This is a genomic window from Pseudomonas sp. GW456-12-10-14-LB2 (assembly GCF_002884345.1).
GTDB lineage: Bacteria > Pseudomonadota > Gammaproteobacteria > Pseudomonadales > Pseudomonadaceae > Aquipseudomonas > Aquipseudomonas paraglycinae.
Map to the genome: position 1 here is coordinate 80,569 of NZ_POHV01000013.1, position 25,057 is coordinate 105,625.

The window sequence follows — 25,057 nt, forward strand, 5'->3', positions numbered from 1 at the left end:
GGATGGAAACGGTAATGCGTGATCTGAGCGAGCAGGAACAATTCTGGCAAGGCGAATTCGGCAACCAGTACGTCGATCGCAACGTCGGCCAGCCACTGGTGGCGGCCAATCTGGCGTTGTTCGCCAAGGCGCTGACCCGGGCCGGACGGATCGACAGTTTGCTGGAACTGGGCACCAACGCCGGCAACAACTTGCAGGCGTTGCGTCAGCTATTACCGCGCTGCGAGCTGTTCGGCGTCGAAATCAATGCCAGTGCCTGCGCTCAGGCGCGTGCGCTGGAGATTGCGAACATCTGGCACGGTTCGCTGTTCGACTTTCCCCGCGAGCGCCAATACGACCTGACCCTGAGCAAAGGCGTGCTGATTCATCTGGCGCCGGAGCTGTTGCCGACGGCGTATGCGCAGTTGTATGAATTGAGTTCGCGCTACATTCTGATCGCCGAGTACTACAATCCGTCGCCGGTGGAAGTGTCCTATCGCGGCAACAGTGGAAAACTGTTCAAACGCGATTTTGCCGGGGAAATGCTTGACCGTTATCCTGATCTGCAACTGCTGGATTACGGCTTCGGTTATCGCCGCGACCCGCAATTCCCGGTCGACGACATCACTTGGTTCCTGCTGGAAAAACGTCCTTGAACAACGTCGCAATCATCCCGGCCCGTGGGGGCAGCAAGCGCATCCCGCGCAAGAATCTCAAGCCGTTCGACGGTGTGCCGATGATTGTCCGTTCGATACGCACGGCCCTCGATTCAGGGTTGTTCGAGCAGGTGGTGGTCAGCACCGACGACGCAGAGATCGCGGACGTGGCGCGTGCCAACGGTGCTCAGGTGCCGTTCATGCGTCCGGCGGAGCTGGCCGATGATTTCACCGGCACCGCGGCGGTGATCGCGCATGCCTTGCAGCAACTGCCGGCCTTCGATTATGCCTGCTGTGTGTACGCCACGGCGCCGCTGTTGCAGGCGCGATTTCTGCGTCAGGGCCTGGAGTTGCTGGTGCAGCATCCGGACAAGTCCTTTGCTTTTTCAGTCACCGATTTCGGCTTTCCGATACAGCGCGCCCTGACCCTGGACGGGAAGGGCGCGCTGACGGCGTTGTACCCCGAGTTTCGCAATACCCGTTCGCAGGATCTGCCGGCTGCCTTTCAGGATGCCGGCCAGTTCTATTGGGGCCGCAGCGAGGCGTGGCTGGGTGGGGAGGTGCTGTATTCGCCGGCCAGTCTGCCGGTGATCCTGCCCCGGCATCTGGTGCAGGACATCGATACCGCCGAAGACTGGAAGCGCGCCGAGTACCTCTACGCCGCCCTCAAGGCTGGCGGAGAGTTGCAATGAGAGTGCTGATCCGCGCCGACGCCTCGCCGACCATCGGCAGCGGCCACATCGCCCGGTGCCTGACACTGGCGCGAGTACTGCGCACGCAAGGTAGTCATGTCGCGTTCGCCTGTCGTCGTTTGCCGGGGCATCGGCTCGATGCGTTGCAGAGCGAAGGTTTCGAGACCTTCGCGTTGCCGGAGCGCTACGCCGGTGAAGACCCGGAGCAGGCCATCGAATCGATGCTGCCGTGGCAGGCGGATATCGATGCACTGGCGACGCAACTGGAAGGGCAGCCTGAGTTTGACTGGGTCATCGCCGACCATTACGGCCTCGACCATCACTGGCAGACCGCGGCCCGTCGCTTCGCGCCACGGATCGCCGCCGTCGATGATCTGGCGACTCGCCGCTACAGCGTGGATCTGCTGCTCAATCAGAACCTCTCGGGGCTCAGCGAAAACTATCAGCCGCTGCTGCCGACCGGTTGTCGAACGCTGCTCGGTCCACGCTTCGCCATGCTGCGCGAAGAGTTCAGTGGCCCGGCCATCGAGATCAAACCGGTGGCGCGCCGGGTGCTGGTGAATTTCGGCGGCTTCGATGCGGCGCGCCAGACCCATCACGCGATGCTGGCGCTGACGGATTTTTCGGCGCTTGAAGTGGATTTCGTCGCCGGTGCCGACAACCCGGCCTGGGCAGAGATGCAGGCGTTGGCCGAAACGCGGCCGCGCTGGCGGCTGCACAGTTTTGTCAGCGATTTTCATCGGCGCATGACCGAGGCCGACCTGTTTATCGGTGCCGGCGGCGGCACCAGTTGGGAACGCGCGGCCCTGGGCCTGCCGACGATTTGCATTGCGGTGTCGAACAACCAGCAGGCCAACGGCGAGGTGATGGCGGCGGCCGGCGCGCATGTGTTCATGGGCGCGCGGGAGCAGGTCGGCGTCGAGCAACTGCGCGATGCCATCGGCTTTGTCGTGGGCAATTTTTATCTGCGCCAGAGCCTGGCCGAGCGTTCGCGGCATCTGGTCGACGGGCGCGGCGCGTTGCGGGTCGCAGCGGCACTGGCCGGTGCGGTGCTCAAGTTGCGTCTGGCGACGCCGGATGACGCGCAGTTGCTGTTCGAGGGGCGCAATGCAGAGGCGGTGCGCCGCTGGTCACTGGACAGCGGGGCGATTGACTGGACGCAACATGTGAACTGGCTGGGCGCGAGCCTGCGCAATCCTCAGCGGTTGCTGCTGGTGGCCGAGGCGGATGATGGCCCGGTCGGTGTCCTGCGCTACGATCTGCGCGGCTTTGAGGCAGAGGTCTCGCTGTATCTGTTCGAAGGGCGTCTGGGGCTCGGCTGGGGCAGGGCGCTGCTGGCGCAGGGGGAGACTTTTGTGGCTGCGCACTGGCCGCAGATGACCGCCATCACCGCCCAGGTATTGCCGGCCAATCAGCCCTCGATGAATGTTTTTCGTGACGCCGGGTTTACCCAGAGTGCCTGCGCGTTCACCAAGGTTTTGAAGGAATTCCGTCAATGAGCAGTTTCAAGATCGGCAACCGCCGGATCGGTGCCGATGCGCCGCCGTTCATCATCGCGGAAATGAGCGGCAACCATAACCAGTCGCTGGACGTAGCCCTGCAGATTGTCGAAGCGGCGGCAAAGGCCGGTGCCCATGCCTTGAAGCTGCAAACCTACACCGCCGAAACCATGACTCTGGATCTGGCGCAAGGCGAGTTCTTCATCAAGGATCCGAACAGTCTGTGGGCCGGTACTTCGCTCTACGACCTGTATGAAAAGGCCCACACACCCTGGGAATGGCATGCGCCGATCTTCGCCCGGGCCAAAGAGCTGGGCATGCTCGCGTTTTCGACGCCGTTCGATGACAGCGCCGTGGACTTTCTCGAAAGCCTCGATGTGCCGGCCTACAAGATCGCCAGTTTCGAGAACACCGACCTGCCGCTGATCCGTCGTGTCGCGGCGACCGGCAAACCGCTGATCATTTCCACCGGCATGGCCAGCATCGCCGAACTCGATGAAACCGTGCGCGCTGCCCGTGAGGCGGGGTGTAAGGATCTGGTGCTGCTCAAGTGCACCAGCACCTACCCGGCGACGCCGATCAACAGCAATGTGCGCACCATCCCGCATCTGCGTGAGTTGTTTGGCTGCGAGGTCGGGCTGTCCGATCATTCGATGGGCGTTGGTGTGTCGGTGGCAGCGGTGGCGCTGGGCGCGACGGTAGTGGAAAAACACTTTACCCTCGACCGTGCGGCCGGTGGCGTGGACGCCAGTTTCTCGCTGGAGCCGGCGGAACTGGCCAGCCTGGTGGTCGAGACCGAGCGCGCCTGGCAGGCCATGGGCCAGGTCCATTACGGCGTGACCGAGGCCGAGAAAAAGTCGCTGGTCTACCGCCGGTCGCTGTACGTCACGGCCGATATGGCGGCCGGTGAACCCTTCACGGCGGCCAATGTGCGCGCGATTCGTCCCGGTCTCGGTCTGCCGCCCAAGCACACCGATGCCGTCCTCGGGCGCCATGCGCGCCAGCCGATCAAACGCGGTACGCCGCTGGACTGGTCATTGGTCGAATGACCCGATCTGTCACCGATTCGGCAAAATAGCGTGACCTGCGAGTCATAACGCGCATCTTCACTGTATTGTAATGACCGGGGAGATGGCGCCTGGCCCGATTTCGGTTCCAGTGATAGCCCTTTGCGCTTCCCGTGGCTGCCCGTTGTGGCGGCCGTTTTCTGTTTGTCGGCGCCCCTCGAATCCTTGCGAGCGGTGGTATTGGGCTGTTTATTATTGGGAAGCCGTAATGATTGGCATAAAAAGCATTGCGAGCTACGTTCCTGTAGCCGGCGTGGACAATTACGCACAAGGTGCAAAATTCGAGAAGGATGAGGAATTCATCCTCGGCAAGATCGGTTCGGCCTTCCTCCCACGCAAAGACGCGGAACAGGAAACCTCCGATCTGTGCGTTGAAGCGGCCAATGCGCTGTTTGCCAACAACCCTGAACTGAAACGTGAATCCATCGATGCGCTGATCGTCGTCACCCAGAACGGTGACGAAGAAGGCCTGCCGCACACCGCGGCCATCGTCCAGGACAAACTCGGCCTGCCGACCAATGTCGCGGCGTTCGATATTTCCCTGGGCTGCTCCGGTTACGTCTACGGCATCTACGCGATCAAAGGCTTCATGGAAGCCGCCGGCCTGAAGAATGGTCTGTTGATCACCGCCGACCCGTATTCGAAGATCGTTGATCCGGAAGATCGCAACACCACCATGTTGTTCGGCGACGCCGCCACCGCCACCTGGATGGGCGAAGACCCGGTCTGGGCGCTGGGCAAGGCCAAGTTCGGTACTGACGGTTCCGGCGCACCGCACCTGAAAGTCACCGATGGCGTGTTCTTCATGAATGGTCGTCAGGTGTTCAACTTCGCGCTGCTCAAAGTGCCGGCGCACTTGCACGAACTGCTCGACGATTCCGGTCTGAAAGCCGATGACATCGATGCCTTCTGCATTCACCAGGGCAGTGCGGCGATTGTCGATGCCGTGGCGCGACGCTTCGAAGGCGAGCCGGAGAAGTTCATCAAGGACATGGTCGAGACCGGCAACACCGTGTCGTCAAGTGTGCCGCTGCTGCTGGAAAAACACGTGATGGATTCCGACTGGAACCGCATCGCGATCAGTGGTTTCGGTGTCGGTCTGTCGTGGGGTTCGGCGATTATTTATCGTCCTTGAATCCGCTAAGAACGACGGATACAAAAATAGCGTTCAAGGGTTAACCTTGAACGCTATTTTTTTGCCTGAAGGGAGCGCGAGGCGCCATGAGTGAGTTTTTCCAGGCCAATGCTGAAGTCGTCGAGCGACGCTGGCCGGCGCTGTTCGCACGATTGCTGAACGAAGACAGTTCGGCGATTGAGGCCGAACTGACGCAAGGGCTGGGCTCGACGCTGAGCATTGGCGGCATTCAGCTCACCAGCCGGCATGATCGTGTCCGCGAGGCGCAGATTCAGGCCGCCAGCCTACCGGCGGACAAGCCGCAACTGCATGTCTACGGCACCGGCCTCGGGGATTTGCCCGCGGTGCTGCTGGAGCGCGCCGGGCTTGAGCGCTTGTATGTGCACATCCTCAATGGCGCGCTGTTTGCCCTGGTGCTGCAACTGCTCGATCAGCGTGAGTGGCTGCAGGAGCCGCGAGTTGAATTGCTCTACGCCGGCGACCTGCCCGACATCTGCACGCCATTCTTTGCATTGCCTGCCGAAATGCTGCTGGCCGATGACTTCAACGCGAAGATTCGTGATCGACTGGTCAGCGAAGTGCACTTGAGCTTCAACAACCGTGAGTTCGATCCGCAGTCACCGTTCATTCAACAGCGTCTGCAGGACTGCTTGCCGGTATTGCTTGCCGACGATGATGTGGCGACGCTGTTCGGCACCTGCACCGGTCGGGAGATCTATGTGATCGGCACCGGGCCGACGCTGGAACAGCATTTCGAACGTCTGGCCGCGATCCGCGAGCGGGCCGAGCGTCCGTTGTTCATTTGCGTCGATACCGCCTACCGGCCGCTGCGCGAGCACGGGATCGTGCCCGACTATGTGGTGAGCATCGATCAGCGCATCAGCTTCCGGCATTTGCCTTTCGAGGACTCCGACGGCATCCCGCTGGTGTACCTGCCCATGAGTGATCCCGAGGTGCTGAGGGCCTGGAAGGGCAAGCGTTACGGCGGCTACTCGGCCAGTCCGGTCTATGCGGCATTGCGTGAACAGCACCCGAGGGCGCTGCTGCATGTGGGTGGCAGTGTGATTCACCCGGCCGTGGACCTGGCGGTGAAGATGGGCGCTGCACGCATCACGCTGTTCGGTGCCGATTTTGCTTTCCCGATGAACAAGACCCATGCCGGCTGGAATGACGGTGACCTGGGGCCGTCGGTGAATCAGGCGCGGCACTGGGTGCGTGACGGGTATGGCGAGCGCGTCAGTACCCAGCTCAATTTTCGCGGTTATCTGTGCGTGCTGGAGCGATACATCGCCAGTCAGCCGCAGGTGGCATTTTTCAACAGCAGCCGGGCGGGTGCGCAGATTGCCGGAACAGCGTTCAATCAGGAGTTTGTGCAATGACTGCACTGCAAAGCTGGGTAGACGAATGCCATCAGTGCGCCGGGTTGTTCCGCCTGGGACGTGATGTCGAGGCGGCGTTGACCATGGTCGATGTGTTCGAGGGCGCGCAGCAGTCATTGCTGTCGGCCGGCACGCAGACGCAGCAAGTCTGGGCGCAATTGCTCGCACAAATGCTCGAGTGCCAGGAGCGTCAGGACTGGCTGGGACTTGCCGATTTCATGGAGTACGAGTTGATTCAATTGCTGGAAGAATCGTCCGCCTGAAGAGGAGCGAAGGCGCTGGCCCGCCGGTTTGCGCCACGGACGGTTTTATGACGTCATTTTTTCGAAGGTGAAGTGCTGCTAAGTCTTTGTTTTCTAGGGGGTGGCAGGGTGATGGCAAATTTTTTCAAAAAAGCCCTCAAGCAACCTGCAAACCCGACGATAACTATTACGAAGGTTCTCTAGGCCATACCCGGCGGTTGCCAGGGCCGGAAGCCGCAGTACCCAACCAACGAGGAATTCGTCATGGCTTTAACAGTAAACACCAACACCACGTCGTTGAACGTTCAGAAAAACCTGAACCGCGCTTCCGACGCTCTGTCGACTTCGATGCAGCGCCTGTCTTCCGGCCTGAAAATCAACAGCGCTAAAGACGACGCCGCTGGCCTGCAGATCTCCAACCGTATGTCTTCCCAGATCCGCGGTAACACCCAGGCAATCCAGAACGCCAACGACGGTATCTCCGTTGCCCAGACCGCTGAAGGCGCTCTGCAAGCTACTACCGACATTCTGCAGCGTATGCGTGAACTGGCTGTTAAAGCACGTAACGGTACCAACGGCACTGCTGACCAGACCGCTACCAACGCTGAATTCGCTCAGATGTCCGACGAGATCACCCGTATCTCGGCTTCGACCAACCTGAACGGCAAAAACCTGCTGGACGGTTCGGCTGGTACTGTAACCCTGCAAGTGGGTGCAAACACCGGTTCGGCTAACCACATCGACCTGGTACTGAGCTCCAAGTTCGACGCCGTCAGCCTGTCGGTTGGTAGCGGTACTCTGTCCCTGACCGGTGCTACCGTAACTGGCGCTTCGCAGAACATCGACAACGCGATCACTGCAATCGACGCCGCTATCGCTGCAATCGGTGCAACTCGTGCCAGCCTGGGTGCTTCGCAAAACCGTCTGACCAGCACCATTCAGAACTTGCAGAACATCACCGAGAACACCACTGCTGCACAAGGTCGCGTACAAGATACCGACTTCGCCGCAGAGACTGCTAACCTGACCAAGCAGCAAACCCTGCAACAGGCTTCGACCTCTGTTCTGGCTCAAGCCAACCAACTGCCTTCCGCTGTACTGAAGCTGCTTCAGTAATTTCGGAATGAGTTTTAGCGGGGGAGTGCGCTTGCGTGCTCTCTCGCTTTTTACGTTATGAGGTGATGAGCATGGACATGAGCGTCAAGCTTAACGTGTCTTATCCGGCTCCCAAACCAGCCAATACCGTTACCGACAAGCCGTCGGAAACCAAGCCTCAGACCGTTGATGCTGTTCCTGCCTCGAAAAAGAGCCAGGAAGCAGATGAAACCAAGCTGAAGCTGGCGGTGCAGGAGATCGAGAAGTTCGTTCAGTCGATCAAGCGCAATCTGGAATTTTCGATCGACGAGCATTCCGGCAAGGTCATCGTCAAGGTGATCGCAAGCGAGACGGGCGAGGTCGTACGACAGATCCCCTCCGCAGAAGCCCTGAAGCTGGCAGACAGCCTCGCCAACGCAAGTCACGTGTTGTTCGACGCCAAAGTCTGATAGCTGGCATGAATAGTGTTTGAAGTTCTTTAGGCGCAGGTATTGGTCAAAAGACTGGCAACAACCCAAGGGAGATGCACATGGCAAGTCCAATTTTACCGGGTTCGGGCCTGGGTTCCGGCCTGGACATCGGTGCGATCGTTACTGCGCTGGTCAACGCTGACAAATCGCCGAAGCAGACGCAGATCGATAACCAGACCAAAACCAACACGCTGAAAATTTCCGGTGTGGGTGCTCTGAAGAGCGCGCTGACCACCTTTCAGGCGGCATTGGCCACTCTGGGCAGCAAGACCAATCCCGCATTCGCCGGCTACACGGCGACATCGAGCGTGCCTGGAACGCTGACTGTAACTTCCGATAACACTGCGGTTTCGGGCTCTTACAGCGTTGTCGTGAAAGAACTGGCTACCGGTTCGAAGGTCGCCTCTGCAGCCTTTGCCGGCGGTGCATCCAGTGCCATTCCGAGTGGTACCCTGAAAATCAGTCAGAATGGCACTGATTACAATGTCACCATCCCGGCCAATGCGACCTTGCAGAGCACGCGTGATGCGATCAACAAGGCTCAGGGCAGTAATGGTATTTCCGCCAACATCGTGACCGACGCCACTGGCGCCTCTCGTCTGGTGATCGGTTCGAACAAGACCGGTGCGGGTTCCGATCTCACTGTCAGCGGTATTGCCGGTCTGGAAATCGATGGCACCAAAGTCATGTCGGCTACGCCGGCGGCAGGTGATTCCGGTTCCGTGGGCGCGCTCGCCAAGGATGCGTCCCTGACCATCGATGGCCTGGCAGTCACCAGCAAGAGCAATACGGTTACCGGTGCGATCAGCGGCATGACCCTGAATCTGGTCGCTGCCAGCGCGACGCCGTCCACGGTTACCGTTGATACCAATACCAAAGGGCTGCAGACGTCGCTTCAGCAGTTCGTCGATGCCTACAATTCGCTCAAGACCACCGTTGACAGCCTGTCCAAGGCCACGCCGGATGAAGACGGCAAGCTGACCGTGCAGGCGGCGTTCACTGGCGATTCCTTGCCGCGTTCGTTGATTGCGAGCATTCGCGCCGAGTTTACCGGCGCGGGCGCGGGTGGCTCGATGGCCTATCTGTCGGAAGTGGGCATCATGACCGACTCCATTACCGGTAACCTGAAGCTCGACACCACTGCCTTCAACAAGGCCATGGCGGCTCCGGGGGCAACGGGTCAGGTACAGCAGTTGTTCAGTGGTACCAATGACACCAACGGTCTGCTGGCGCGCATGAGCAAGGCGGTTGACCCGTATCTCAAGACATCGGCCGACGGCAAGACTCAAGGTCTGCTGGATCAGCGACTGACGATCCTGAATGCCAATAGCCGGACGATTACCGATCAGCAAAAAGCCCTGGATGTCCGTGTGGCCAACCTGACCAAGACGTTGACTGCCAAGTACAACGCCATGGACTTGCTGGTAGGGCAGATGAAGGCGACGGCGAGCAACATTACGTCGTTCTTCAGCTCGCTGAACGCTCAGCAATCCGCGAAGTAACATGCAAAAACGACAAAAACCCGGCTACGCTTTCGAGCGTGCGCCGGGTTTTTGTCTTATGGTCTAAAGTTTTTCGACTCGCTGGCGATACACTGTTCATACGAGTCATTGTGGCAAATGAGGTAGAACATGAATCCGATGTTAGCCCTTCGGCAATACCAGAAAGTAGGTGCGCACGCTCAGACCTCTGAAGCGAGCCCTCATCGCCTGGTGCAAATGCTGATGGAAGGCGGTCTGGACCGTATCGCCCAGGCCAAAGGTGCGATCGAGCGCAAGGACATTCCTGCCAAGTGCACGTCGATCAGCAAGGCCATCGGCATCGTCAGCGGGCTGCGTGAAGGACTGGATCTGGAAAATTCCGCGGATACGCTGGCTGATCTGGACGGTCTTTACATCTACATGATGAAGCGTCTCGCCGAGGCGAACATCAGTAGCGATCCGCGTATTCTTGATGAGGTTGCCGGCTTGCTGAGCACCGTCAAAGAAGGCTGGGATGCGATCGCGCCTGCGCCCGCTCCGCAGTTCTGAGGAGATCACCATGAGTCTTGTATTGCAGCGAATCGAAGAAACCCGGGCAGCGTTGGTCGGAGCACTGGCCGAGCGCAACTGGGAGGCCATCGGTCAACTGGATCTCGATTGCCGTTCCTGCATGGAAGATGTCTTGAGTGAGGCTTCGGTGGACGAGGTCGCATTGCGCGACAACCTCGAGGAGTTGCTGCATGTCTACAAGCAGCTGCTTGAAGTCGCCATGGGTGAGCGTCAGGCGATAGTCGACGAGATGTCGCAGATCACCCAAGCGCAGAACGCGGCAAAGGTTTACCATCTGTTTGGTTAATTAACCCCCAGTTAATCCAGACATGTGCGCCATAAATTTGACTGTGCACGGTTTTTTGACTTAACTAGTGGCTGTTTTCAGATTTCAGGCGTCTACAGGCACAAGGTGTCCTGCAAGCGTCTCGCTTGCCCCTCATTTTGGGCATTGAGTTGACTAGGGAAGTTGCTATTGCATGTGGCGTGAAACCAAAATTCTGCTGATCGATGACGATAGCGTCCGCCGCCGCGACCTGGCGGTGATCTTAAATTTTCTTGGCGAAGAAAATTTACCCTGCGGAAGCCATGACTGGCAGCAGGCAGTCGGCTCTTTGTCGTCTAGTCGTGAGGTCATTTGCGTACTGATCGGGACGGTCAATGCTCCTGGTGCGCTTTTGGGCCTGTTAAAGACACTCTCAACCTGGGATGAGTTCCTTCCGGTTTTGCTGATGGGCGATAATTCTTCGGTGGACCTGCCCGAAGACCAACGCCGCCGGGTACTTTCAACCCTCGAAATGCCGCCGAGCTACAGCAAGCTGCTGGACTCCCTGCACCGTGCCCAGGTCTATCGCGAGATGTACGACCAGGCCCGAGAGCGCGGCCGCCATCGCGAACCCAACCTGTTCCGCAGCCTCGTCGGCACCAGCCGCGCGATCCAGCACGTGCGTCAGATGATGCAGCAAGTGGCCGACACCGACGCCAGCGTGTTGATCCTCGGCGAGTCCGGGACCGGCAAGGAAGTGGTTGCGCGCAACCTGCATTACCATTCCAAGCGTCGTGACGCGCCATTCGTACCGGTCAACTGCGGGGCGATCCCGGCCGAGTTGCTGGAAAGCGAACTGTTCGGCCACGAGAAGGGCGCCTTCACCGGCGCGATCACCAGCCGTGCCGGCCGCTTCGAGCTGGCCAACGGCGGTACGCTGTTCCTCGACGAAATCGGCGACATGCCGCTGCCGATGCAGGTCAAGCTGCTGCGCGTGCTGCAGGAACGTACCTTCGAGCGCGTGGGCAGCAACAAGACCCAAAGCGTCGACGTGCGCATCATCGCCGCGACTCACAAGAATCTCGAAAGCATGATCGAGATCGGCACCTTCCGCGAAGACCTCTACTATCGCCTGAACGTGTTCCCGATCGAGATGGCGCCGCTGCGTGAGCGCGTCGAAGACATTCCGTTGCTGATGAACGAGCTGATCTCGCGCATGGAGCACGAGAAGCGCGGTTCGATCCGCTTCAACTCCGCCGCCATCATGTCCCTTTGCCGCCACGGCTGGCCGGGCAACGTCCGCGAGCTGGCCAACCTGGTGGAGCGCATGGCGATCATGCATCCGTACGGGGTGATCGGCGTGGTCGAGTTGCCGAAGAAATTCCGCTACGTCGACGACGAAGACGAGCAAATGGTCGACAGCCTGCGCAGCGACCTGGAAGAGCGCGTGGCGATCAACGGCCACACGCCGGACTTCACCGCCAACGCCATGCTGCCGCCGGAAGGTCTCGACCTGAAGGACTACCTCGGTGGTCTGGAGCAGGGCTTGATCCAGCAGGCGCTGGACGACGCCAACGGCATCGTTGCCCGCGCCGCCGAACGCCTGCGCATTCGCCGCACCACGCTGGTGGAGAAGATGCGCAAGTACGGCATGAGCCGTCGTGAAGGTGATGAACAGGCGGATGATTGACGCCTGTTTTTCAACTGCTTCATTTATAAGCGGTTTTTTTTAGGCACGGGTATTGCTACGTCCCTCGCAACGTTCCGTTTAACTGACGGTCAGCCAAGCGAGAGAGCACAATGCCCCAAGCCTCCCAGATGTCTTCTGTTCCCGAGTCCTCGGGGCAACTGCCGTCCGTAGAGCAGGCGAGCCGCCAGGGGCTTGAGCAGGCATTCGCCCTGTTCAACCAGATGTCGAGCCAGTTGACCGACTCCTATAGCATGCTCGAAGCCCGGGTCACCGAGCTCAAGGGCGAGCTGGCCGTGGTCAGTGCTCAGCGCATGCAGGAACTGGCGGAAAAAGAACGCCTGGCCAACCGTCTGCAAAACCTCCTCGATCTGTTGCCCGGCGGCGTCATCGTCATCGACGGTCACGGCATCGTGTGCGAGGCCAATCCGGCCGCCATCGATCTGCTGGGCCTGCCTCTGGAAGGCGAGCTGTGGCGCCATGTCATCGCCCGTTGCTTCGCGCCTCGTGAAGATGACGGCCACGAAATTTCCTTGAAGAACGGTCGACGCCTGTCGATTGCCACCCGCTCGCTGGATGCCGAGCCGGGGCAGTTGGTACTCCTCAACGACCTGACTGAAACCCGTCACTTGCAGGATCAGCTTGCGCGCCACGAGCGACTGTCTTCCCTGGGTCGGATGGTCGCTTCGCTGGCTCATCAAATTCGTACGCCGTTGTCCGCCGCCTTGCTGTACGCCAGTCATTTGACCGAGCAGGAACTGCCGGTCGCCACCCAGCAGCGCTTCGCCGGTCGCCTCAAAGAGCGTCTGCACGAGCTCGAGCATCAGGTGCGCGACATGCTGGTGTTCGCTCGCGGAGAATTGCCGCTGACTGATCGCATCACGCCCAATACCTTGATGCAATCGTTGCAGGCCGCGGCGCTGACCCATGTGCAGGATCTGCCGATCCGCTGGCAATGCGACAGCCATGCCGGCGAGTTGCTGTGCAATCGCGACACGCTGGTCGGGGCGCTGCTCAATCTGATTGAAAACGCGATTCAGGCGAGTGCCGGTGAGGTGCGTCTGAAGGTGCATTGCTATACCCGCGACAACACTCTGCGTTTGTGTGTCAGTGACAGCGGCAGCGGTATCGATGCGACAGTGCTGGCGCGGCTGGGCGAGCCGTTTTTCACCACCAAAGTCACCGGGACCGGCCTGGGCCTGACCGTGGTCAAGGCCGTGGCGCGTGCGCATCAGGGAGAATTGCAGCTGCGTTCGCGGGTCGGGCGCGGTACGTGCGCGCAGGTCATCCTGCCGTTGTTTTCTGCTGTACAGGGAGCTGAGTGAAGGTCATGGGCATCAAGGTTCTGCTGGTCGAGGATGACCGCTCGTTGCGCGAAGCGCTGGCCGATACGCTGTTGCTGGCCGGTCACGACTATCACGCGGTGGGTTCGGCCGAAGAGGCGCTGAACGCCGTCGAGCGCGAAGCGTTCAGTCTGGTGGTCAGCGACGTCAACATGCCGGGCATGGATGGTCATCAATTGCTCGGCCTGCTGCGCGCGCGACAACCGCAATTGCCGGTGCTGCTGATGACCGCCCATGGCGCGGTCGAGCGCGCGGTCGATGCGATGCGCCAGGGCGCGGCGGATTATCTGGTCAAGCCGTTCGAGCCCAAGGCTCTGCTGGATCTGGTGGCGCGCCACGCCTTGGGCAGCCTTGGCGCCAGTGACGCCGAAGGGCCGGTCGCGGTCGAGCCGGCCAGTGCTCAATTGCTGGATCTGGCGGCGCGGGTTGCGCGCAGCGATTCTACCGTGCTGATTTCCGGCGAGTCCGGCACCGGCAAGGAAGTGCTGGCGCGCTACATCCACCAGCAATCCCATCGCGCCAGTCAGCCGTTCATTGCGATCAACTGTGCGGCGATCCCGGACAACATGCTCGAAGCCACCCTGTTCGGTCACGAAAAAGGCTCGTTCACCGGCGCCATCGCGGCCCAGGCCGGCAAGTTCGAACAGGCGGACGGCGGCACCATTCTGCTCGATGAAATTTCCGAAATGCCTCTGGGCCTGCAAGCCAAGCTGCTGCGGGTGTTGCAGGAGCGGGAAGTGGAGCGGGTCGGCGCCCGCAAGCCGATCACTCTCGATATTCGCGTGGTGGCCACCACCAACCGCGATCTGGCCGGTGAAGTGGCGGCGGGGCGATTCCGTGAAGACCTCTATTATCGTCTGTCGGTATTTCCGCTGGCCTGGCGTCCGTTGCGCGAGCGCACCGCCGATATCCTGCCGCTGGCCGAGCGTCTGTTGGCCAAACACGTCAATAAAATGAAGCACGCGATGGCGAAGTTCTCGCCCGAGGCGCAAGCGTGCCTGATCGGTTATCCGTGGCCGGGCAACGTGCGCGAGCTGGATAATGCGGTCCAGCGGGCCTTGATTCTGCAGCAGGGCGGGTTGATCCAGCCGCAGGATTTCTGTCTCTCCGGGCCTGCGCTGTTCGCCCCGTTGCCGTCGGTTGTGCCGGTTGCGCCGGTCATTCGTGAAGTCGAAATCGAGGCGGATTCGGCCGGTGCGCTGGGCGATGACCTGCGTCGCCGCGAGTTCCAGATGATCATCGACACCCTGCGTACCGAACGCGGTCGACGCAAGGAAGCCGCCGAAAAACTCGGCATCAGCCCGCGCACCCTGCGTTACAAACTGGCGCAAATGCGCGATGCGGGCATGGATGTCGAAGGCTACCTGTTCGCCACCTGACGGGTGGCGCAAACGTTTGAAACGGCTTTTCTGAAAGCGGTGCCCATGAGCTGGCACCGTTGTTGCTAACACCTGAGTACCCGCCGAGTGAGTGTCAAAAAATTGCGGGCCGCCCAAGAGAGTAGACCATGAGCCAAGGTATTGAATTTAATCGGTTGATGATGGACATGAAGGCCATGCAAATGGACGCCATGTCGAAGCCGAAATCGATTGCCGCTGCCCCTGAAGTGGCAGGCAGCAGCTTTTCCGACATGCTCGGTCAGGCCATCAACAAAGTCAGTGATACCCAGCAGGCGTCGACTCAGTTGGCCAACGCATTTGAAATCGGCAAGAGCGGCGTCGATCTGACGGACGTGATGATTGCCTCGCAAAAAGCCAGCGTGTCGTTCCAGGCTCTGACCCAGGTGCGCAACAAGTTGGTTCAGGCTTATCAAGACATCATGCAGATGCCGGTTTAAGGACGAGATTGAGTCATGGCAGAAGCAGTCGCCGATAACGTTCCGGCCAAGGCCACCCCGATAGACGGCAAACCGCCGCTGTTCGGCCTGTCCTTCCTGGAAAACCTCTCCGAGATGACCGTGCTGCGTCAGGTGGGCCTGTTGGTCGGCCTGGCCGCGAGCGTGGCGATTGGCTTTGCCGTGGTGCTGTGGTCGCAGCAACCGGACTACCGGCCTCTGTACGGCAGCCTTGCCGGCATGGACGCCAAGCAGGTCATGGACACCCTGGCCTCCGCCGACATTCCCTACACCGTCGAACCGAATTCCGGCGCCTTGCTGGTCAAGGCCGATGACCTGTCCCGTGCGCGGCTCAAGCTCGCGGCCGCTGGTGTCACTCCCAGCGACGGCAACATCGGTTTTGAAATCCTCGACAAGGAACAGGGTCTGGGCACCAGCCAGTTCATGGAAGCGACCCGTTATCGTCGCGGCCTCGAAGGCGAACTGGCCCGCACCATTTCCAGCCTGAACAACGTCAAGGGCGCGCGCGTTCACCTGGCGATCCCGAAAAGCTCGGTGTTCGTGCGTGACGAACGCAAGCCAAGCGCTTCGGTACTGGTGGAGCTGTATTCCGGTCGTTCGCTGGAGCCAGGCCAGGTCGTTGCCATTATCAACCTGGTGGCAACCTCTGTTCCCGAGCTGAGCAAATCGCAGATCACCGTCGTCGACCAGAAGGGCAACCTGCTGTCGGATCAGGCGGAAAATTCCGAAATGACCATGGCCGGCAAGCAGTTCGACTACAGCCGCCGCATGGAAAGCATGCTCACCCAGCGCGTGCACAACATTCTGCAACCGGTACTGGGCAACGATCGCTACAAGGCTGAAGTCTCGGCCGACGTCGATTTCAGTGCCGTCGAATCGACCGCCGAGCAGTTCAACCCGGATCAACCGGCGCTGCGCAGCGAGCAGTCGGTCAACGAACAACGCACCGCCAGCAATGGCCCGCAAGGTGTGCCGGGTGCCCTGAGCAACCAGCCACCGTCGCCGGCTTCGGCGCCGCAGACCACCGGTGGCGCAGCCGCCCCGGCGAGCATGGTGCAACCTGGCCAGCCACTGGTTGATGCCAACGGTCAGCAGATCATGGACCCGGCTACCGGCCAGCCGATGCTCGCGCCGTACCCGGCGGACAAGCGTCAACAATCCACCAAGAACTTCGAACTCGACCGCTCCATCAGCCACACCAAACAGCAGCAAGGTCGCCTGAATCGCCTGTCGGTGTCGGTGGTGGTGGACGATCAGGTCAAGATCAACCCGGCCAACGGTGAAACCACCCGTGCGCCGTGGAGCGCGGACGAATTGGCGCGCTTCACTCGTCTGGTACAGGACGCCGTCGGCTTCGACGCCAGCCGTGGCGACAGCGTCAGCGTGATCAACATGCCGTTCTCCGCCGAGCGCGGCGAAGTGATCGCCGACATTCCGTTCTACTCCCAGCCATGGTTCTGGGACATCGTCAAACAAGTGCTGGGTGTGTTGTTCATCCTGGTGCTGGTGTTCGGCGTGCTGCGTCCGGTGCTCAACAACATCACCGGTGGCGGCAAAAGCAAGGAGCTGGCCGGTCTGGGCGGCGACATGGAACTCGGTGGCATGGGCGGTCTGGATGGTGAACTGTCCAACGATCGCGTCAGCCTCGGCGGCCCGACCAGCATTCTGCTGCCGAGCCCGAGCGAGGGTTATGACGCTCAGTTGAACGCAATCAAGAGTCTGGTGGCAGAAGACCCGGGTCGTGTGGCCCAGGTCGTGAAAGAGTGGATTAACGCAGATGAGTGATAACCGAGCCGCCGTCGCCAAACTGTCCCGGGTCGATAAAGCCGCGATTCTGCTGCTGTCCCTGGGTTCGACCGATGCCGCACAAGTGCTGCGCCACATGGGCCCCAAAGAGGTCCAGCGAGTCGGCGTGGCCATGGCCCAGATGGGCAACGTCCACCGTGAGCAGGTCGAGCAGGTCATGAGCGAGTTCGTCGACATCGTCGGCGATCAGACCAGCCTGGGCGTCGGCTCCGACGACTACGTGCGCAAAATGCTCACCCAGGCCCTGGGTGAAGACAAGGCCAACGGCCTGATCGACCGCATTCTGCTGGGTGGCAACACCAGTGGCCTCGACAGCCTGAAATGGATGGAGCCGCGCGCCGTTGCCGACGTGATCCGTTACGAGCACCCGCAGATCCAGGCGATCGTGGTCGCGTACCTCGATCCGGATCAGGCCGGTGAAGTGCTGGGCAACTTCGACCACAAGGTGCGTCTGGACATCATCCTGCGCGTCTCGTCGTTGAACACCGTGCAGCCGGCCGCGCTGAAAGAATTGAACCAGATCCTCGAGAAGCAGTTCTCCGGCAACTCGAACGCCTCGCGCACCACCCTGGGTGGCATCAAGCGGGCGGCGGACATCATGAACTTCCTCGACAGCTCGATCGAAGGCCAGCTCATGGACTCGATCCGTGAAGTCGACGAAGACCTGTCCGGTCAGATCGAAGACCTCATGTTCGTGTTCAACAACCTGGCCGATGTCGACGACCGCGGTATCCAGGCGCTGTTGCGCGAAGTCTCTTCCGACGTACTGGTACTGGCCCTCAAGGGTTCGGACGAAGGCGTCAAGGAGAAGATCTTCAAGAACATGTCCAAGCGTGCCGCCGAACTGCTGCGCGACGACCTCGAGGCCAAGGGCCCGGTGCGCGTCAGCGACGTGGAGACCGCGCAGAAGGAAATCCTCACCATCGCCCGCCGTATGGCCGAAGCCGGAGAAATCGTGCTCGGTGGCAAGGGCGGCGAGGAAATGATCTAAGCCCATGGACAAGCATGACGACGATGTGACGGACCTGATCCGTGCCCGGGACGTCCGTGGTTTCGAATCTTGGGCGTTGCCCAGCTTCGACCCGCCGAAACCTGAGCCCGAGCCGGAACCGGAGCCTGAACCGCCGGAAATGGAAGAGGTGCCGCTGGAGGAAGTCCAGCCACTGACTCTGGAAGAGCTCGAAAGCATCCGTCAGGAGGCCTACAACGAAGGCTTCGCCATCGGCGAAAAGGAAGGCTTTCACAGCGCCACCCTCAAGGTGCGCCAGGAAGCCGAAGTGGTCCTGACGGCCAAGGTCAACAGCCTTGAGCAGCTGATGGGCCACCTGTTCGAGCCCATCGCCGAGCAAGACACCCAGATCGAAAAGTCACTGGTCGACCTCGTGCAGCACATCGCCAAGCAGGTGATTCAGCGCGAACTGGCCATCGACTCGACGCAGATCGAACACGTCATGCGCGACGCCCTCAAGCTGCTGCCGCTGGGCGTGGGCAATGTGCGGCTGTACGTCAATCCACAGGATTTCGAACAGGTCAAAGCCCTGCGCGAACGTCATGAAGAAACCTGGCGTATCGTCGAAGACGAAACCCTGCTGCCGGGCGGTTGCCGGGTCGAGACCGACCACAGCCGGATCGACGCCAGCATCGAAACCCGCGTCAGCCAGGTCATGGCCAAGCTGTTCGACCAGTTGCACGAACAGGCCCTGCACCCGGCCGCGCCGGACCTGAGTCTGGATCTGCCGGAGTCGCCAAAACCGGCACCGGTCGCAGATGAGCCGCTCGCGGACGCCCCCGATGCGCCTTGAACGCACCAGTTTCGCCAAGCGCCTGAGCACCTACGCTGAGGCCACCGAAATCGCCGGTGCGCCGATTCTCGAAGGGCGCCTGCTGCGCATGGTCGGCCTGACGCTTGAAGCCGAAGGCCTGCGCGCCGCCATGGGCACCCGCTGCATGGTGATCAACGACGACACCTATCATCCGTCCCAGGTCGAAGCCGAAGTCATGGGCTTCTCCGGCAGCAAGGTGTTCCTGATGCCGGTCGGCAGTGTGGCTGGCATTGCCCCGGGTGCCCGCGTGGTGCCGCTGGCCGACACGGGTCGCCTGCCGATGGGCATGAGCATGCTCGGTCGCGTGCTGGACGGCGCCGGACGTGCGCTGGACGGCAAGGGCGGTATGAAGGCCGAAGACTGGGTGCCGATGGACGGCCCGACAATCAACCCGCTCAACCGTGACCCGATCAGCGTGCCGCTGGACGTCGGTATCCGTTGCATCAACGGTTTGTTGACGGTCGGTCGCGGCCAGCGTCTGGGTCTGTTCGCCGGTACCGGTGTCGGTAAATCGGTGCTGCTCGGCATGATGACCCGCTTCACCGAGGCCGACATCATCGTCGTCGGCCTGATCGGTGAGCGGGGTCGTGAGGTTAAGGAGTTCATCGAGCACATCCTCGGTGAAGAAGGCCTCAAGCGTTCCGTTGTAGTGGCGTCGCCTGCGGACGATGCGCCGCTGATGCGTCTGCGCGCGGCGATGTACTGCACGCGGATCGCCGAGTATTTCCGCGACAAGGGCAAGAATGTCCTGTTGCTGATGGATTCCCTGACCCGTTTCGCCCAGGCCCAGCGGGAAATCGCCCTGGCCATCGGCGAGCCGCCGGCGACCAAGGGGTATCCGCCGTCGGTTTTTGCCAAATTGCCGAAACTGGTGGAGCGCGCCGGTAATGCGGAGAAGGGCGGGGGTTCGATCACCGCGTTCTACACCGTATTGTCCGAAGGAGATGACCAGCAGGACCCGATCGCCGACTCGGCGCGTGGTGTGCTCGACGGCCACATCGTGCTGTCGCGACGCCTGGCCGAAGAGGGTCATTACCCGGCCATCGATATCGAAGCCTCGATCAGCCGGGTGATGCCGGCGGTGGTGTCGCCGGAGCACATGCAGCGTGCGCAATACTTCAAGCAGCTGTGGTCGCGCTATCAACAGAGTCGCGATCTGATCAGCGTCGGCGCCTATGTCGCGGGCGGTGACCGCGAGACTGACCTTGCCATCAATCTGCAGCCGCAACTGGTCAGATACCTGCGTCAGGGTCTCAACGACAACATCAGCCTGGGTGAAAGCGAAGCGTATCTCGGCACGATTTTCGCCCCGGCGGCCGGCGGGTAACCGGTCATGGCCCTGAGTCGAGCCGCGCGTCTGGCGCCGGTGGTGGACATGGCCGAGAAGGCCGAGAAAACCGCCGTGCAACGCCTGGGTTACTTTCAGGGGCAGGTGAAGGTGGCCGAGAGCAAACTCGCCGACTTGCATGCCTTTCGTCTGGATTACTCCGAGCAGTGGATCGTACGCGGCAGCACGGGCGTGTCCGGGCAGTGGCTGCTGGGTTTTCAGGGCTTTCTGGCGCAGCTCGACACCGCCGTCGATCAGCAGCGTCAAAGCCTGCAATGGCACCAGAACAATCTGGACAAGGCCCGCGATGCCTGGCAGCAGGCATTCGCCCGGGTCGAAGGTCTGCGCAAGCTTGTACAACGTTATCTGGATGAAGCGCAGCGCGCCGAAGACAAGCGCGAACAGAAGCTGCTGGACGAGTTGTCCCAGCGTTTGCCGCGCCACGAGGCGTTTTGACGGGCAGATCTCGCACAGATCCCGACGCCATCGCGCCTTGCCCATGGCCCCTTCAGGTGCTAAACCTTGTACAGGTTCGTCAAATGACAAGGAAGCCAGTACATGTCAGTCGTTACAGAAGTGTCTGCGGACAAGAAAAAACTGACGATTTCGGTCAAGGGGCGATTCGATTTCGCCAAGCATCAGGAATTTCGCCAATCCTACGAAAAAGAGCAGCCCGAATCGGTGATTGTCGACCTCAAAGAGGCGACCTATCTCGACAGTTCGGCGCTCGGCATGCTGCTTCTGCTGCGTGATCATGTCGGCGGTGACGACTCGGAAATCCGCGTGGTCAACAGCAGTTCCGACGTGAAGAAAATCCTCGCCATCTCCAACTTCGACAAGCTGTTCGACATCAGTTGACGGCCATGCAGCCGCAAGAGCCGCTGACGATCCTGATCGCCGAAGACAGCGCTGCTGACCGGCTGTTGTTGTCGACCATCGTCCGTCGTCAGGGGCATGAAGTGCTGACGGCCACCCACGGTGCGGAGGCGGTCGAGGCATTTATCCGACAAAAGCCGCATCTGGTGCTGATGGACGCCATGATGCCGGTCATGGACGGCTTCGAAGCCGCACGCCAGATCAAGAACCTGGCGGGTGAAAATCTGGTGCCGATCATCTTCCTCACGTCGCTGACGGAAAGTGAAGCGCTGGCTCGCTGTCTTGAGGCTGGCGGTGACGACTTTCTGGCGAAGCCCTACAACCAGGTAATTCTCGCCGCCAAAATCAAGGCGATGGATCGCTTGCGGCGTTTGCAGGCCACGGTTCTTCAGCAACGCGACCTGATCGCCAAGCATCACGACTATCTGCTCAACGAGCAGCGGGTCGCCAAGGCTGTATTCGACAAGGTCGCGCATTCCGGTTGCCTGAGCGCGCCAAACATCCGTTACCTGCAATCACCCTATGCGCTGTTCAATGGCGACCTGCTGTTGGCAGCGTACACCCCGGCCGGCGACATGCATGTGTTGCTCGGTGACTTCACCGGTCACGGCTTGCCGGCGGCGGTCGGCGCCATGCCGCTGGCCGAGGTGTTCTATGGCATGACTGCCAAGGGTTACGGCCTGGCCGAGACCCTTCGGGAAATGAACGCCAAGCTCAAGCGCATCCTGCCGGTGGACATGTTCTGCTGTGCGACGTTGTTGTGCCTGAGCTTTCAGCGGCGCTCGGTGGAAGTCTGGAACGGCGGCATGCCCGACGGTTATCTGCATTGCCTGGCTACCGGGGAGCGCAAGCCGCTGGCGGCTCGGCATCTGCCGCTGGGTGTGCTCAGCCCGCAGACCTTCGATGACCGCACCGAGGTTCACTCGATGGCGGTGGGTGATCGGGTGTTTCTGCTCTCCGACGGGGTCATCGACACCTGCGATGCCAACGATCAGTTGTTTGGTGTCGAGCGCTTGCACCAGGTGTTCGCCGCCAATCGCCAGCCGGATCGGCTGTTCGAGGACATCGAGCAGGCGTTGCAGGACTTTCGCGGTGAGGCCCGGGACGATGTGAGCATGGTCGAGGTCAGCCTGCTGGAGATGGCGCAGGTTAATCCGTCGGCGCCGGTGTATTCCGACAGTGGCCAGTCCTGTCCGCTGGACTGGTCGGTGAGCTTCGAATTTCGCGGTGCCACGCTGAAACGCTTCAATCCGCTGCCTTATCTGTTGCAGTTGCTACTGGAAGTGCATGGCTTGCGGGCGCAGAGTGGCGCACTGTACAGCGTGCTGGCCGAGCTTTATTCCAACGCGCTGGAGCATGGCGTGCTGGGCCTGGACTCGAGCCTCAAGCGCGATGCATCGGGTTTCGCCCGTTATTATGAGCAGCGCAATGCGCGCCTCGAGGCCTTGCAGGACGGTTACGTGCGCGTGCATTTGCAGGTGCGGCCGGAAGGTGAGGGCGGTTGTCTGGTGGTGCGGGTCGAAGACAGCGGCCAGGGATTCGATGTCTCGCGCGTGATGGAGCGGCCGCTCGACGGTGTCCGTCTGTCGGGGCGCGGAGTCAGTCTGATCCGGCAATTGGCGCGTAATGCCAGCTGGTCAGACGATGGTCGCAGTGCTCGCGTGGAGTTTTTCTGGGAGGCTCTGGCATAATCCGCGCATTCTTGATCAAGGAGTGAACAAGTGGCTGATACACATGTGGACCACGAGGCGCTAAGCGTGCTGCGGGAAGTGATGGAAGACAGCTATCCGGAACTGCTGGATACCTTTCTCGCCGATTCCGAAAATCGCCTGCGGGAGTTGCAGCAGACTGCCGATGCCGACGCATTGTCTTCCGTTGCGCACAGCTTCAAGGGCAGCAGCAGCAACATGGGTGCGACCCGTCTTGCGGTGCTGTGCCAGGAGCTGGAACAGCATGCCAAAGACAAAAGCCCTTCTGAAATCATCAAACTGGTCGCCGACATCCATAGCGAATTCGCCGATGTGCGGCCCGTTTATGTCGCCGAGCGGCAGCGCTCGCTGACGCACTGATCCTGCCGTCGGGCGGTTTTGCCGGAATTCTGACGAAACTGGCCCGGCACTTGCAGTCATCTATCCCAACTGTACCTACGATCCCAGTGCAGCGGAGACCGTGCCATGCCTGCAAGCCCCAACATTCTTCTTCAGACCGCCGCCCAGGCCAAGGCGCAAGCTGCCTCGTCCAAATCATCGGCAGTGGCCGCAGAGCCCGGGGACAAGGCCTCCAGCTTCGCTCAGGTGTTCGCCGATCAAGGCCCGAACAAGCCCTCGGTGAGCGTCGACAATTCGGCAAAGCCTGCCCGTGACAAGGTGGCTGACAACAGCGGCAAGAAAGACCTCGGCAAGGATCAGTCTGCCGCCCCGGAGCCGGCGGTTGCCGATAGCGGCAAAGCCTTGCCCGCCGACAAATCGGCGACGGCGGCAACGGACGACAAGACCGCTACTGATGATGAGACTGCCGATACCGCAACGACTCCTGTTGTCGACACAGCACCGGTGGATCCGGCACTGGTGGCGGCGGTAGAACCTGTCGTTACCGCACCGGTAGCCGCCACCCCTGTCGTCGATACCGCTGCGAAACCGGAAACCGATCAACCTGCCGTGGCGGCATTGCCGGGTATGGTCAAGGATCCGGCGCCGGCCACTGATCCTGCTTTCGACCCCGAGGCGGATCCGCTGGATTCGCTGCCTGCCGTGCGCATGGCCATGGAGCAGAGTGGTCACATTTCCGCTTCCAGTCAGTCCCAGCCCAAGGCCACCCCGGCCCAGACTCAGGCTGACGGTGAATTGACCTCGGCGCAGACCTTCGCTGCCGGCATGGCCAGCATGCTCGATGTGCAGGCTGACAAGGACAGCACCAGTCAGGGCGGTGAGAAGGCGTTCAGCGGCCTGATCGATGACGGCCTGAAAGACCTGAAGACCGCCACAAGCGACACTCGTGTCGATGATTTCGCCAACCGTCTGGCGGCGCTGACCCAGGCTGCCACGCCGAAAACCGCCAACGCGGTGCCGGTGAACCAGCCGATTGCCATGCACCAGAACGGCTGGACCGAGGAAGTGGTCAACCGGGTCATGTACCTGTCGAGCAACAACCTGAAGGCGGCTGACATCCAGTTGCAACCGGCCGAGCTCGGACGTCTGGATATCCGGGTGAACATGGTCCCGGACCAGCAAACCCAGGTGACCTTCATGAGCGCGCATCCGAGCGTGCGTGAAGCCCTCGACGGTCAGATGCACCGCCTGCGGGACATGTTCAATCAGCAAGGCATGGGGCAGGTCGACGTCAACGTGTCCGACCAGAACCGTGGCTGGCAGGGTCAAGGCCAGGAACAGGCGCAGCAGGGGCAGGGCGGTCGCACCAGCGCAGCCGGCGGTCGCCTGGATTCGGCTGAAGAAGAGTTGACCCCGACGGCTGTCGCTGAAGCGGCGGCCACCGCCACTCACGTGATCGGCTCCAGCGCCGTCGACTACTACGCCTGATCAAATCAAAAGCCCCTCACCCTAGCCCTCTCCCGGAGGGAGAGGGAACTGATTGGGGATGCTTGAGATGCTCGCTAACCTGATTGTTTGGGCTGAATCCAAGTCGACTCGGTGCCTCAGGTCGATATATCACAACAAGACAACTCGATCGGCTCCCTCTCCCTCCGGGAGAGGGCTGGGGTGAGGGTTGCTTTTGACTTCAGCGTTGTCTCCGCTACTACCTACACTTCTGGCATAACACTTGCTCTTGCCTTGCCGTGCGACTGTGAAAACCCGATTAGTGACGGATTATTGG

Annotated in this window: 25 protein-coding genes; all 25 read left to right on the forward strand. The window is 60.8% G+C overall.

The features are described 5' to 3' along the window. Positions 1 to 14: 14 nt before the first annotated feature. The 25 genes from C1X29_RS11210 to C1X29_RS11330 all read left to right on the forward strand — a co-directional run bounded on the left by C1X29_RS11210 (position 15) and on the right by C1X29_RS11330 (position 24,762). A complete protein-coding gene (locus C1X29_RS11210; RefSeq protein WP_102717463.1) occupies positions 15 to 635 on the forward strand; it encodes a pseudaminic acid biosynthesis-associated methylase in 621 nt (206 codons plus the stop codon). Further along, positions 632 to 1,327, forward strand: a complete 696-nt coding sequence (pseF, locus tag C1X29_RS11215; RefSeq protein ID WP_102717464.1) for a pseudaminic acid cytidylyltransferase — start codon at positions 632 to 634, stop codon at positions 1,325 to 1,327. The genes C1X29_RS11210 and pseF overlap by 4 nt, the downstream gene beginning before the upstream one ends. Then, the gene (gene pseG / locus C1X29_RS11220; protein ID WP_102717465.1) at positions 1,324 to 2,826 is read left to right on the forward strand and encodes a UDP-2,4-diacetamido-2,4,6-trideoxy-beta-L-altropyranose hydrolase; all 1,503 of its coding nucleotides are present in this window, start codon (positions 1,324 to 1,326) and stop codon (positions 2,824 to 2,826) included. Before pseF ends, pseG begins: the two co-directional genes overlap by 4 nt. Beyond that, a complete protein-coding gene (gene pseI / locus C1X29_RS11225) occupies positions 2,823 to 3,875 on the forward strand; it encodes a pseudaminic acid synthase (protein ID WP_102717466.1) in 1,053 nt (350 codons plus the stop codon). Before pseG ends, pseI begins: the two co-directional genes overlap by 4 nt. 226 nt (positions 3,876 to 4,101) lie before the next feature. Beyond that, the gene (locus C1X29_RS11230) at positions 4,102 to 5,028 is read left to right on the forward strand and encodes a ketoacyl-ACP synthase III (RefSeq protein WP_085611535.1); all 927 of its coding nucleotides are present in this window, start codon (positions 4,102 to 4,104) and stop codon (positions 5,026 to 5,028) included. Positions 5,029 to 5,114: 86 nt separating this feature from the next. Next, positions 5,115 to 6,407: a motility associated factor glycosyltransferase family protein gene (locus C1X29_RS11235; RefSeq protein ID WP_102717467.1), complete on the forward strand. Its 1,293-nt coding sequence runs from the start codon at positions 5,115 to 5,117 to the stop codon at positions 6,405 to 6,407. Continuing rightward, positions 6,404 to 6,670 (forward strand): hypothetical protein, encoded by a 267-nt coding sequence (locus C1X29_RS11240; RefSeq protein WP_085747116.1) that lies wholly within the window; start codon positions 6,404 to 6,406, stop codon positions 6,668 to 6,670. Before C1X29_RS11235 ends, C1X29_RS11240 begins: the two co-directional genes overlap by 4 nt. 243 nt (positions 6,671 to 6,913) lie before the next feature. After that, positions 6,914 to 7,765, forward strand: a complete 852-nt coding sequence (locus C1X29_RS11245) for a flagellin domain-containing protein (protein WP_007920059.1) — start codon at positions 6,914 to 6,916, stop codon at positions 7,763 to 7,765. Positions 7,766 to 7,836: 71 nt separating this feature from the next. Beyond that, a complete protein-coding gene (locus C1X29_RS11250) occupies positions 7,837 to 8,193 on the forward strand; it encodes a flagellar protein FlaG (RefSeq protein ID WP_085605774.1) in 357 nt (118 codons plus the stop codon). Positions 8,194 to 8,273: 80 nt separating this feature from the next. Then, positions 8,274 to 9,716 carry a flagellar filament capping protein FliD gene (fliD, locus tag C1X29_RS11255; protein WP_102686042.1) on the forward strand — a complete coding sequence of 481 codons (1,443 nt, stop codon included), beginning with the start codon at positions 8,274 to 8,276 and terminating at the stop codon, positions 9,714 to 9,716. 129 nt (positions 9,717 to 9,845) lie between these two features. Beyond that, positions 9,846 to 10,244 carry a flagellar export chaperone FliS gene (fliS, locus tag C1X29_RS11260; protein ID WP_007958302.1) on the forward strand — a complete coding sequence of 133 codons (399 nt, stop codon included), beginning with the start codon at positions 9,846 to 9,848 and terminating at the stop codon, positions 10,242 to 10,244. Between the two features lie 10 nt (positions 10,245 to 10,254). After that, positions 10,255 to 10,551 (forward strand): hypothetical protein, encoded by a 297-nt coding sequence (locus C1X29_RS11265; RefSeq protein ID WP_007958300.1) that lies wholly within the window; start codon positions 10,255 to 10,257, stop codon positions 10,549 to 10,551. A gap of 172 nt (positions 10,552 to 10,723) precedes the next feature. Then, a complete protein-coding gene (locus C1X29_RS11270; RefSeq protein WP_003222863.1) occupies positions 10,724 to 12,199 on the forward strand; it encodes a sigma-54 dependent transcriptional regulator in 1,476 nt (491 codons plus the stop codon). A 128-nt stretch (positions 12,200 to 12,327) separates the two neighbouring features. After that, on the forward strand, positions 12,328 to 13,521 hold the full coding sequence (locus tag C1X29_RS11275) for a PAS domain-containing sensor histidine kinase (RefSeq protein ID WP_173892720.1): 1,194 nt from the start codon (positions 12,328 to 12,330) through the stop codon (positions 13,519 to 13,521). A 5-nt stretch (positions 13,522 to 13,526) separates the two neighbouring features. Continuing rightward, on the forward strand, positions 13,527 to 14,918 hold the full coding sequence (locus C1X29_RS11280; protein WP_102717486.1) for a sigma-54 dependent transcriptional regulator: 1,392 nt from the start codon (positions 13,527 to 13,529) through the stop codon (positions 14,916 to 14,918). A gap of 128 nt (positions 14,919 to 15,046) precedes the next feature. Beyond that, complete coding sequence (fliE, locus tag C1X29_RS11285; RefSeq protein ID WP_007958292.1) at positions 15,047 to 15,376, forward strand: flagellar hook-basal body complex protein FliE; 330 nt, start codon at positions 15,047 to 15,049, stop codon at positions 15,374 to 15,376. A gap of 15 nt (positions 15,377 to 15,391) precedes the next feature. Then, entirely contained in the window at positions 15,392 to 17,179 is a 1,788-nt protein-coding gene (gene fliF, locus C1X29_RS11290) for a flagellar basal-body MS-ring/collar protein FliF (protein WP_007958290.1), read from the forward strand. Beyond that, complete coding sequence (gene fliG / locus C1X29_RS11295) at positions 17,172 to 18,191, forward strand: flagellar motor switch protein FliG (protein WP_007958288.1); 1,020 nt, start codon at positions 17,172 to 17,174, stop codon at positions 18,189 to 18,191. Before fliF ends, fliG begins: the two co-directional genes overlap by 8 nt. A gap of 4 nt (positions 18,192 to 18,195) precedes the next feature. Then, positions 18,196 to 19,002, forward strand: a complete 807-nt coding sequence (fliH, locus tag C1X29_RS11300; RefSeq protein WP_102717468.1) for a flagellar assembly protein FliH — start codon at positions 18,196 to 18,198, stop codon at positions 19,000 to 19,002. Then, positions 18,992 to 20,350 (forward strand): flagellar protein export ATPase FliI, encoded by a 1,359-nt coding sequence (fliI, locus tag C1X29_RS11305; RefSeq protein ID WP_085605786.1) that lies wholly within the window; start codon positions 18,992 to 18,994, stop codon positions 20,348 to 20,350. Before fliH ends, fliI begins: the two co-directional genes overlap by 11 nt. 6 nt (positions 20,351 to 20,356) lie before the next feature. Beyond that, positions 20,357 to 20,806 carry a flagellar export protein FliJ gene (gene fliJ / locus C1X29_RS11310; RefSeq protein WP_007951935.1) on the forward strand — a complete coding sequence of 150 codons (450 nt, stop codon included), beginning with the start codon at positions 20,357 to 20,359 and terminating at the stop codon, positions 20,804 to 20,806. A gap of 102 nt (positions 20,807 to 20,908) precedes the next feature. Further along, the gene (locus C1X29_RS11315) at positions 20,909 to 21,208 is read left to right on the forward strand and encodes an STAS domain-containing protein (RefSeq protein WP_011333053.1); all 300 of its coding nucleotides are present in this window, start codon (positions 20,909 to 20,911) and stop codon (positions 21,206 to 21,208) included. Between the two features lie 5 nt (positions 21,209 to 21,213). After that, positions 21,214 to 22,917, forward strand: a complete 1,704-nt coding sequence (locus tag C1X29_RS11320; protein WP_102717469.1) for a fused response regulator/phosphatase — start codon at positions 21,214 to 21,216, stop codon at positions 22,915 to 22,917. Positions 22,918 to 22,947: 30 nt separating this feature from the next. Continuing rightward, entirely contained in the window at positions 22,948 to 23,295 is a 348-nt protein-coding gene (locus tag C1X29_RS11325) for an Hpt domain-containing protein (RefSeq protein WP_085747108.1), read from the forward strand. A gap of 105 nt (positions 23,296 to 23,400) precedes the next feature. Beyond that, positions 23,401 to 24,762 (forward strand): flagellar hook-length control protein FliK, encoded by a 1,362-nt coding sequence (locus C1X29_RS11330; RefSeq protein WP_102717470.1) that lies wholly within the window; start codon positions 23,401 to 23,403, stop codon positions 24,760 to 24,762. The last annotated feature ends 295 nt before the right edge of the window (positions 24,763 to 25,057 follow it).

Coding starts and splice junctions, on each gene's coding strand:
- C1X29_RS11320 (WP_102717469.1), top strand. CDS start 21,214: ATGCAGCCGCAAGAGCCGCTGACGATCCTGATCGCCGAAGACAGCGCT.
- pseG (WP_102717465.1), top strand. CDS start 1,324: ATGAGAGTGCTGATCCGCGCCGACGCCTCGCCGACCATCGGCAGCGGC.
- C1X29_RS11280 (WP_102717486.1), top strand. CDS start 13,527: ATGGGCATCAAGGTTCTGCTGGTCGAGGATGACCGCTCGTTGCGCGAA.
- fliE (WP_007958292.1), top strand. CDS start 15,047: ATGAGCCAAGGTATTGAATTTAATCGGTTGATGATGGACATGAAGGCC.
- C1X29_RS11210 (WP_102717463.1), top strand. CDS start 15: ATGCGTGATCTGAGCGAGCAGGAACAATTCTGGCAAGGCGAATTCGGC.
- C1X29_RS11245 (WP_007920059.1), top strand. CDS start 6,914: ATGGCTTTAACAGTAAACACCAACACCACGTCGTTGAACGTTCAGAAA.
- C1X29_RS11265 (WP_007958300.1), top strand. CDS start 10,255: ATGAGTCTTGTATTGCAGCGAATCGAAGAAACCCGGGCAGCGTTGGTC.
- fliS (WP_007958302.1), top strand. CDS start 9,846: ATGAATCCGATGTTAGCCCTTCGGCAATACCAGAAAGTAGGTGCGCAC.
- fliI (WP_085605786.1), top strand. CDS start 18,992: ATGCGCCTTGAACGCACCAGTTTCGCCAAGCGCCTGAGCACCTACGCT.
- C1X29_RS11240 (WP_085747116.1), top strand. CDS start 6,404: ATGACTGCACTGCAAAGCTGGGTAGACGAATGCCATCAGTGCGCCGGG.
- C1X29_RS11250 (WP_085605774.1), top strand. CDS start 7,837: ATGGACATGAGCGTCAAGCTTAACGTGTCTTATCCGGCTCCCAAACCA.
- C1X29_RS11330 (WP_102717470.1), top strand. CDS start 23,401: ATGCCTGCAAGCCCCAACATTCTTCTTCAGACCGCCGCCCAGGCCAAG.
- C1X29_RS11230 (WP_085611535.1), top strand. CDS start 4,102: ATGATTGGCATAAAAAGCATTGCGAGCTACGTTCCTGTAGCCGGCGTG.
- fliD (WP_102686042.1), top strand. CDS start 8,274: ATGGCAAGTCCAATTTTACCGGGTTCGGGCCTGGGTTCCGGCCTGGAC.
- fliJ (WP_007951935.1), top strand. CDS start 20,357: ATGGCCCTGAGTCGAGCCGCGCGTCTGGCGCCGGTGGTGGACATGGCC.
- C1X29_RS11235 (WP_102717467.1), top strand. CDS start 5,115: ATGAGTGAGTTTTTCCAGGCCAATGCTGAAGTCGTCGAGCGACGCTGG.
- C1X29_RS11315 (WP_011333053.1), top strand. CDS start 20,909: ATGTCAGTCGTTACAGAAGTGTCTGCGGACAAGAAAAAACTGACGATT.
- C1X29_RS11270 (WP_003222863.1), top strand. CDS start 10,724: ATGTGGCGTGAAACCAAAATTCTGCTGATCGATGACGATAGCGTCCGC.
- fliH (WP_102717468.1), top strand. CDS start 18,196: ATGGACAAGCATGACGACGATGTGACGGACCTGATCCGTGCCCGGGAC.
- C1X29_RS11275 (WP_173892720.1), top strand. CDS start 12,328: ATGTCTTCTGTTCCCGAGTCCTCGGGGCAACTGCCGTCCGTAGAGCAG.
- fliG (WP_007958288.1), top strand. CDS start 17,172: ATGAGTGATAACCGAGCCGCCGTCGCCAAACTGTCCCGGGTCGATAAA.
- pseI (WP_102717466.1), top strand. CDS start 2,823: ATGAGCAGTTTCAAGATCGGCAACCGCCGGATCGGTGCCGATGCGCCG.
- fliF (WP_007958290.1), top strand. CDS start 15,392: ATGGCAGAAGCAGTCGCCGATAACGTTCCGGCCAAGGCCACCCCGATA.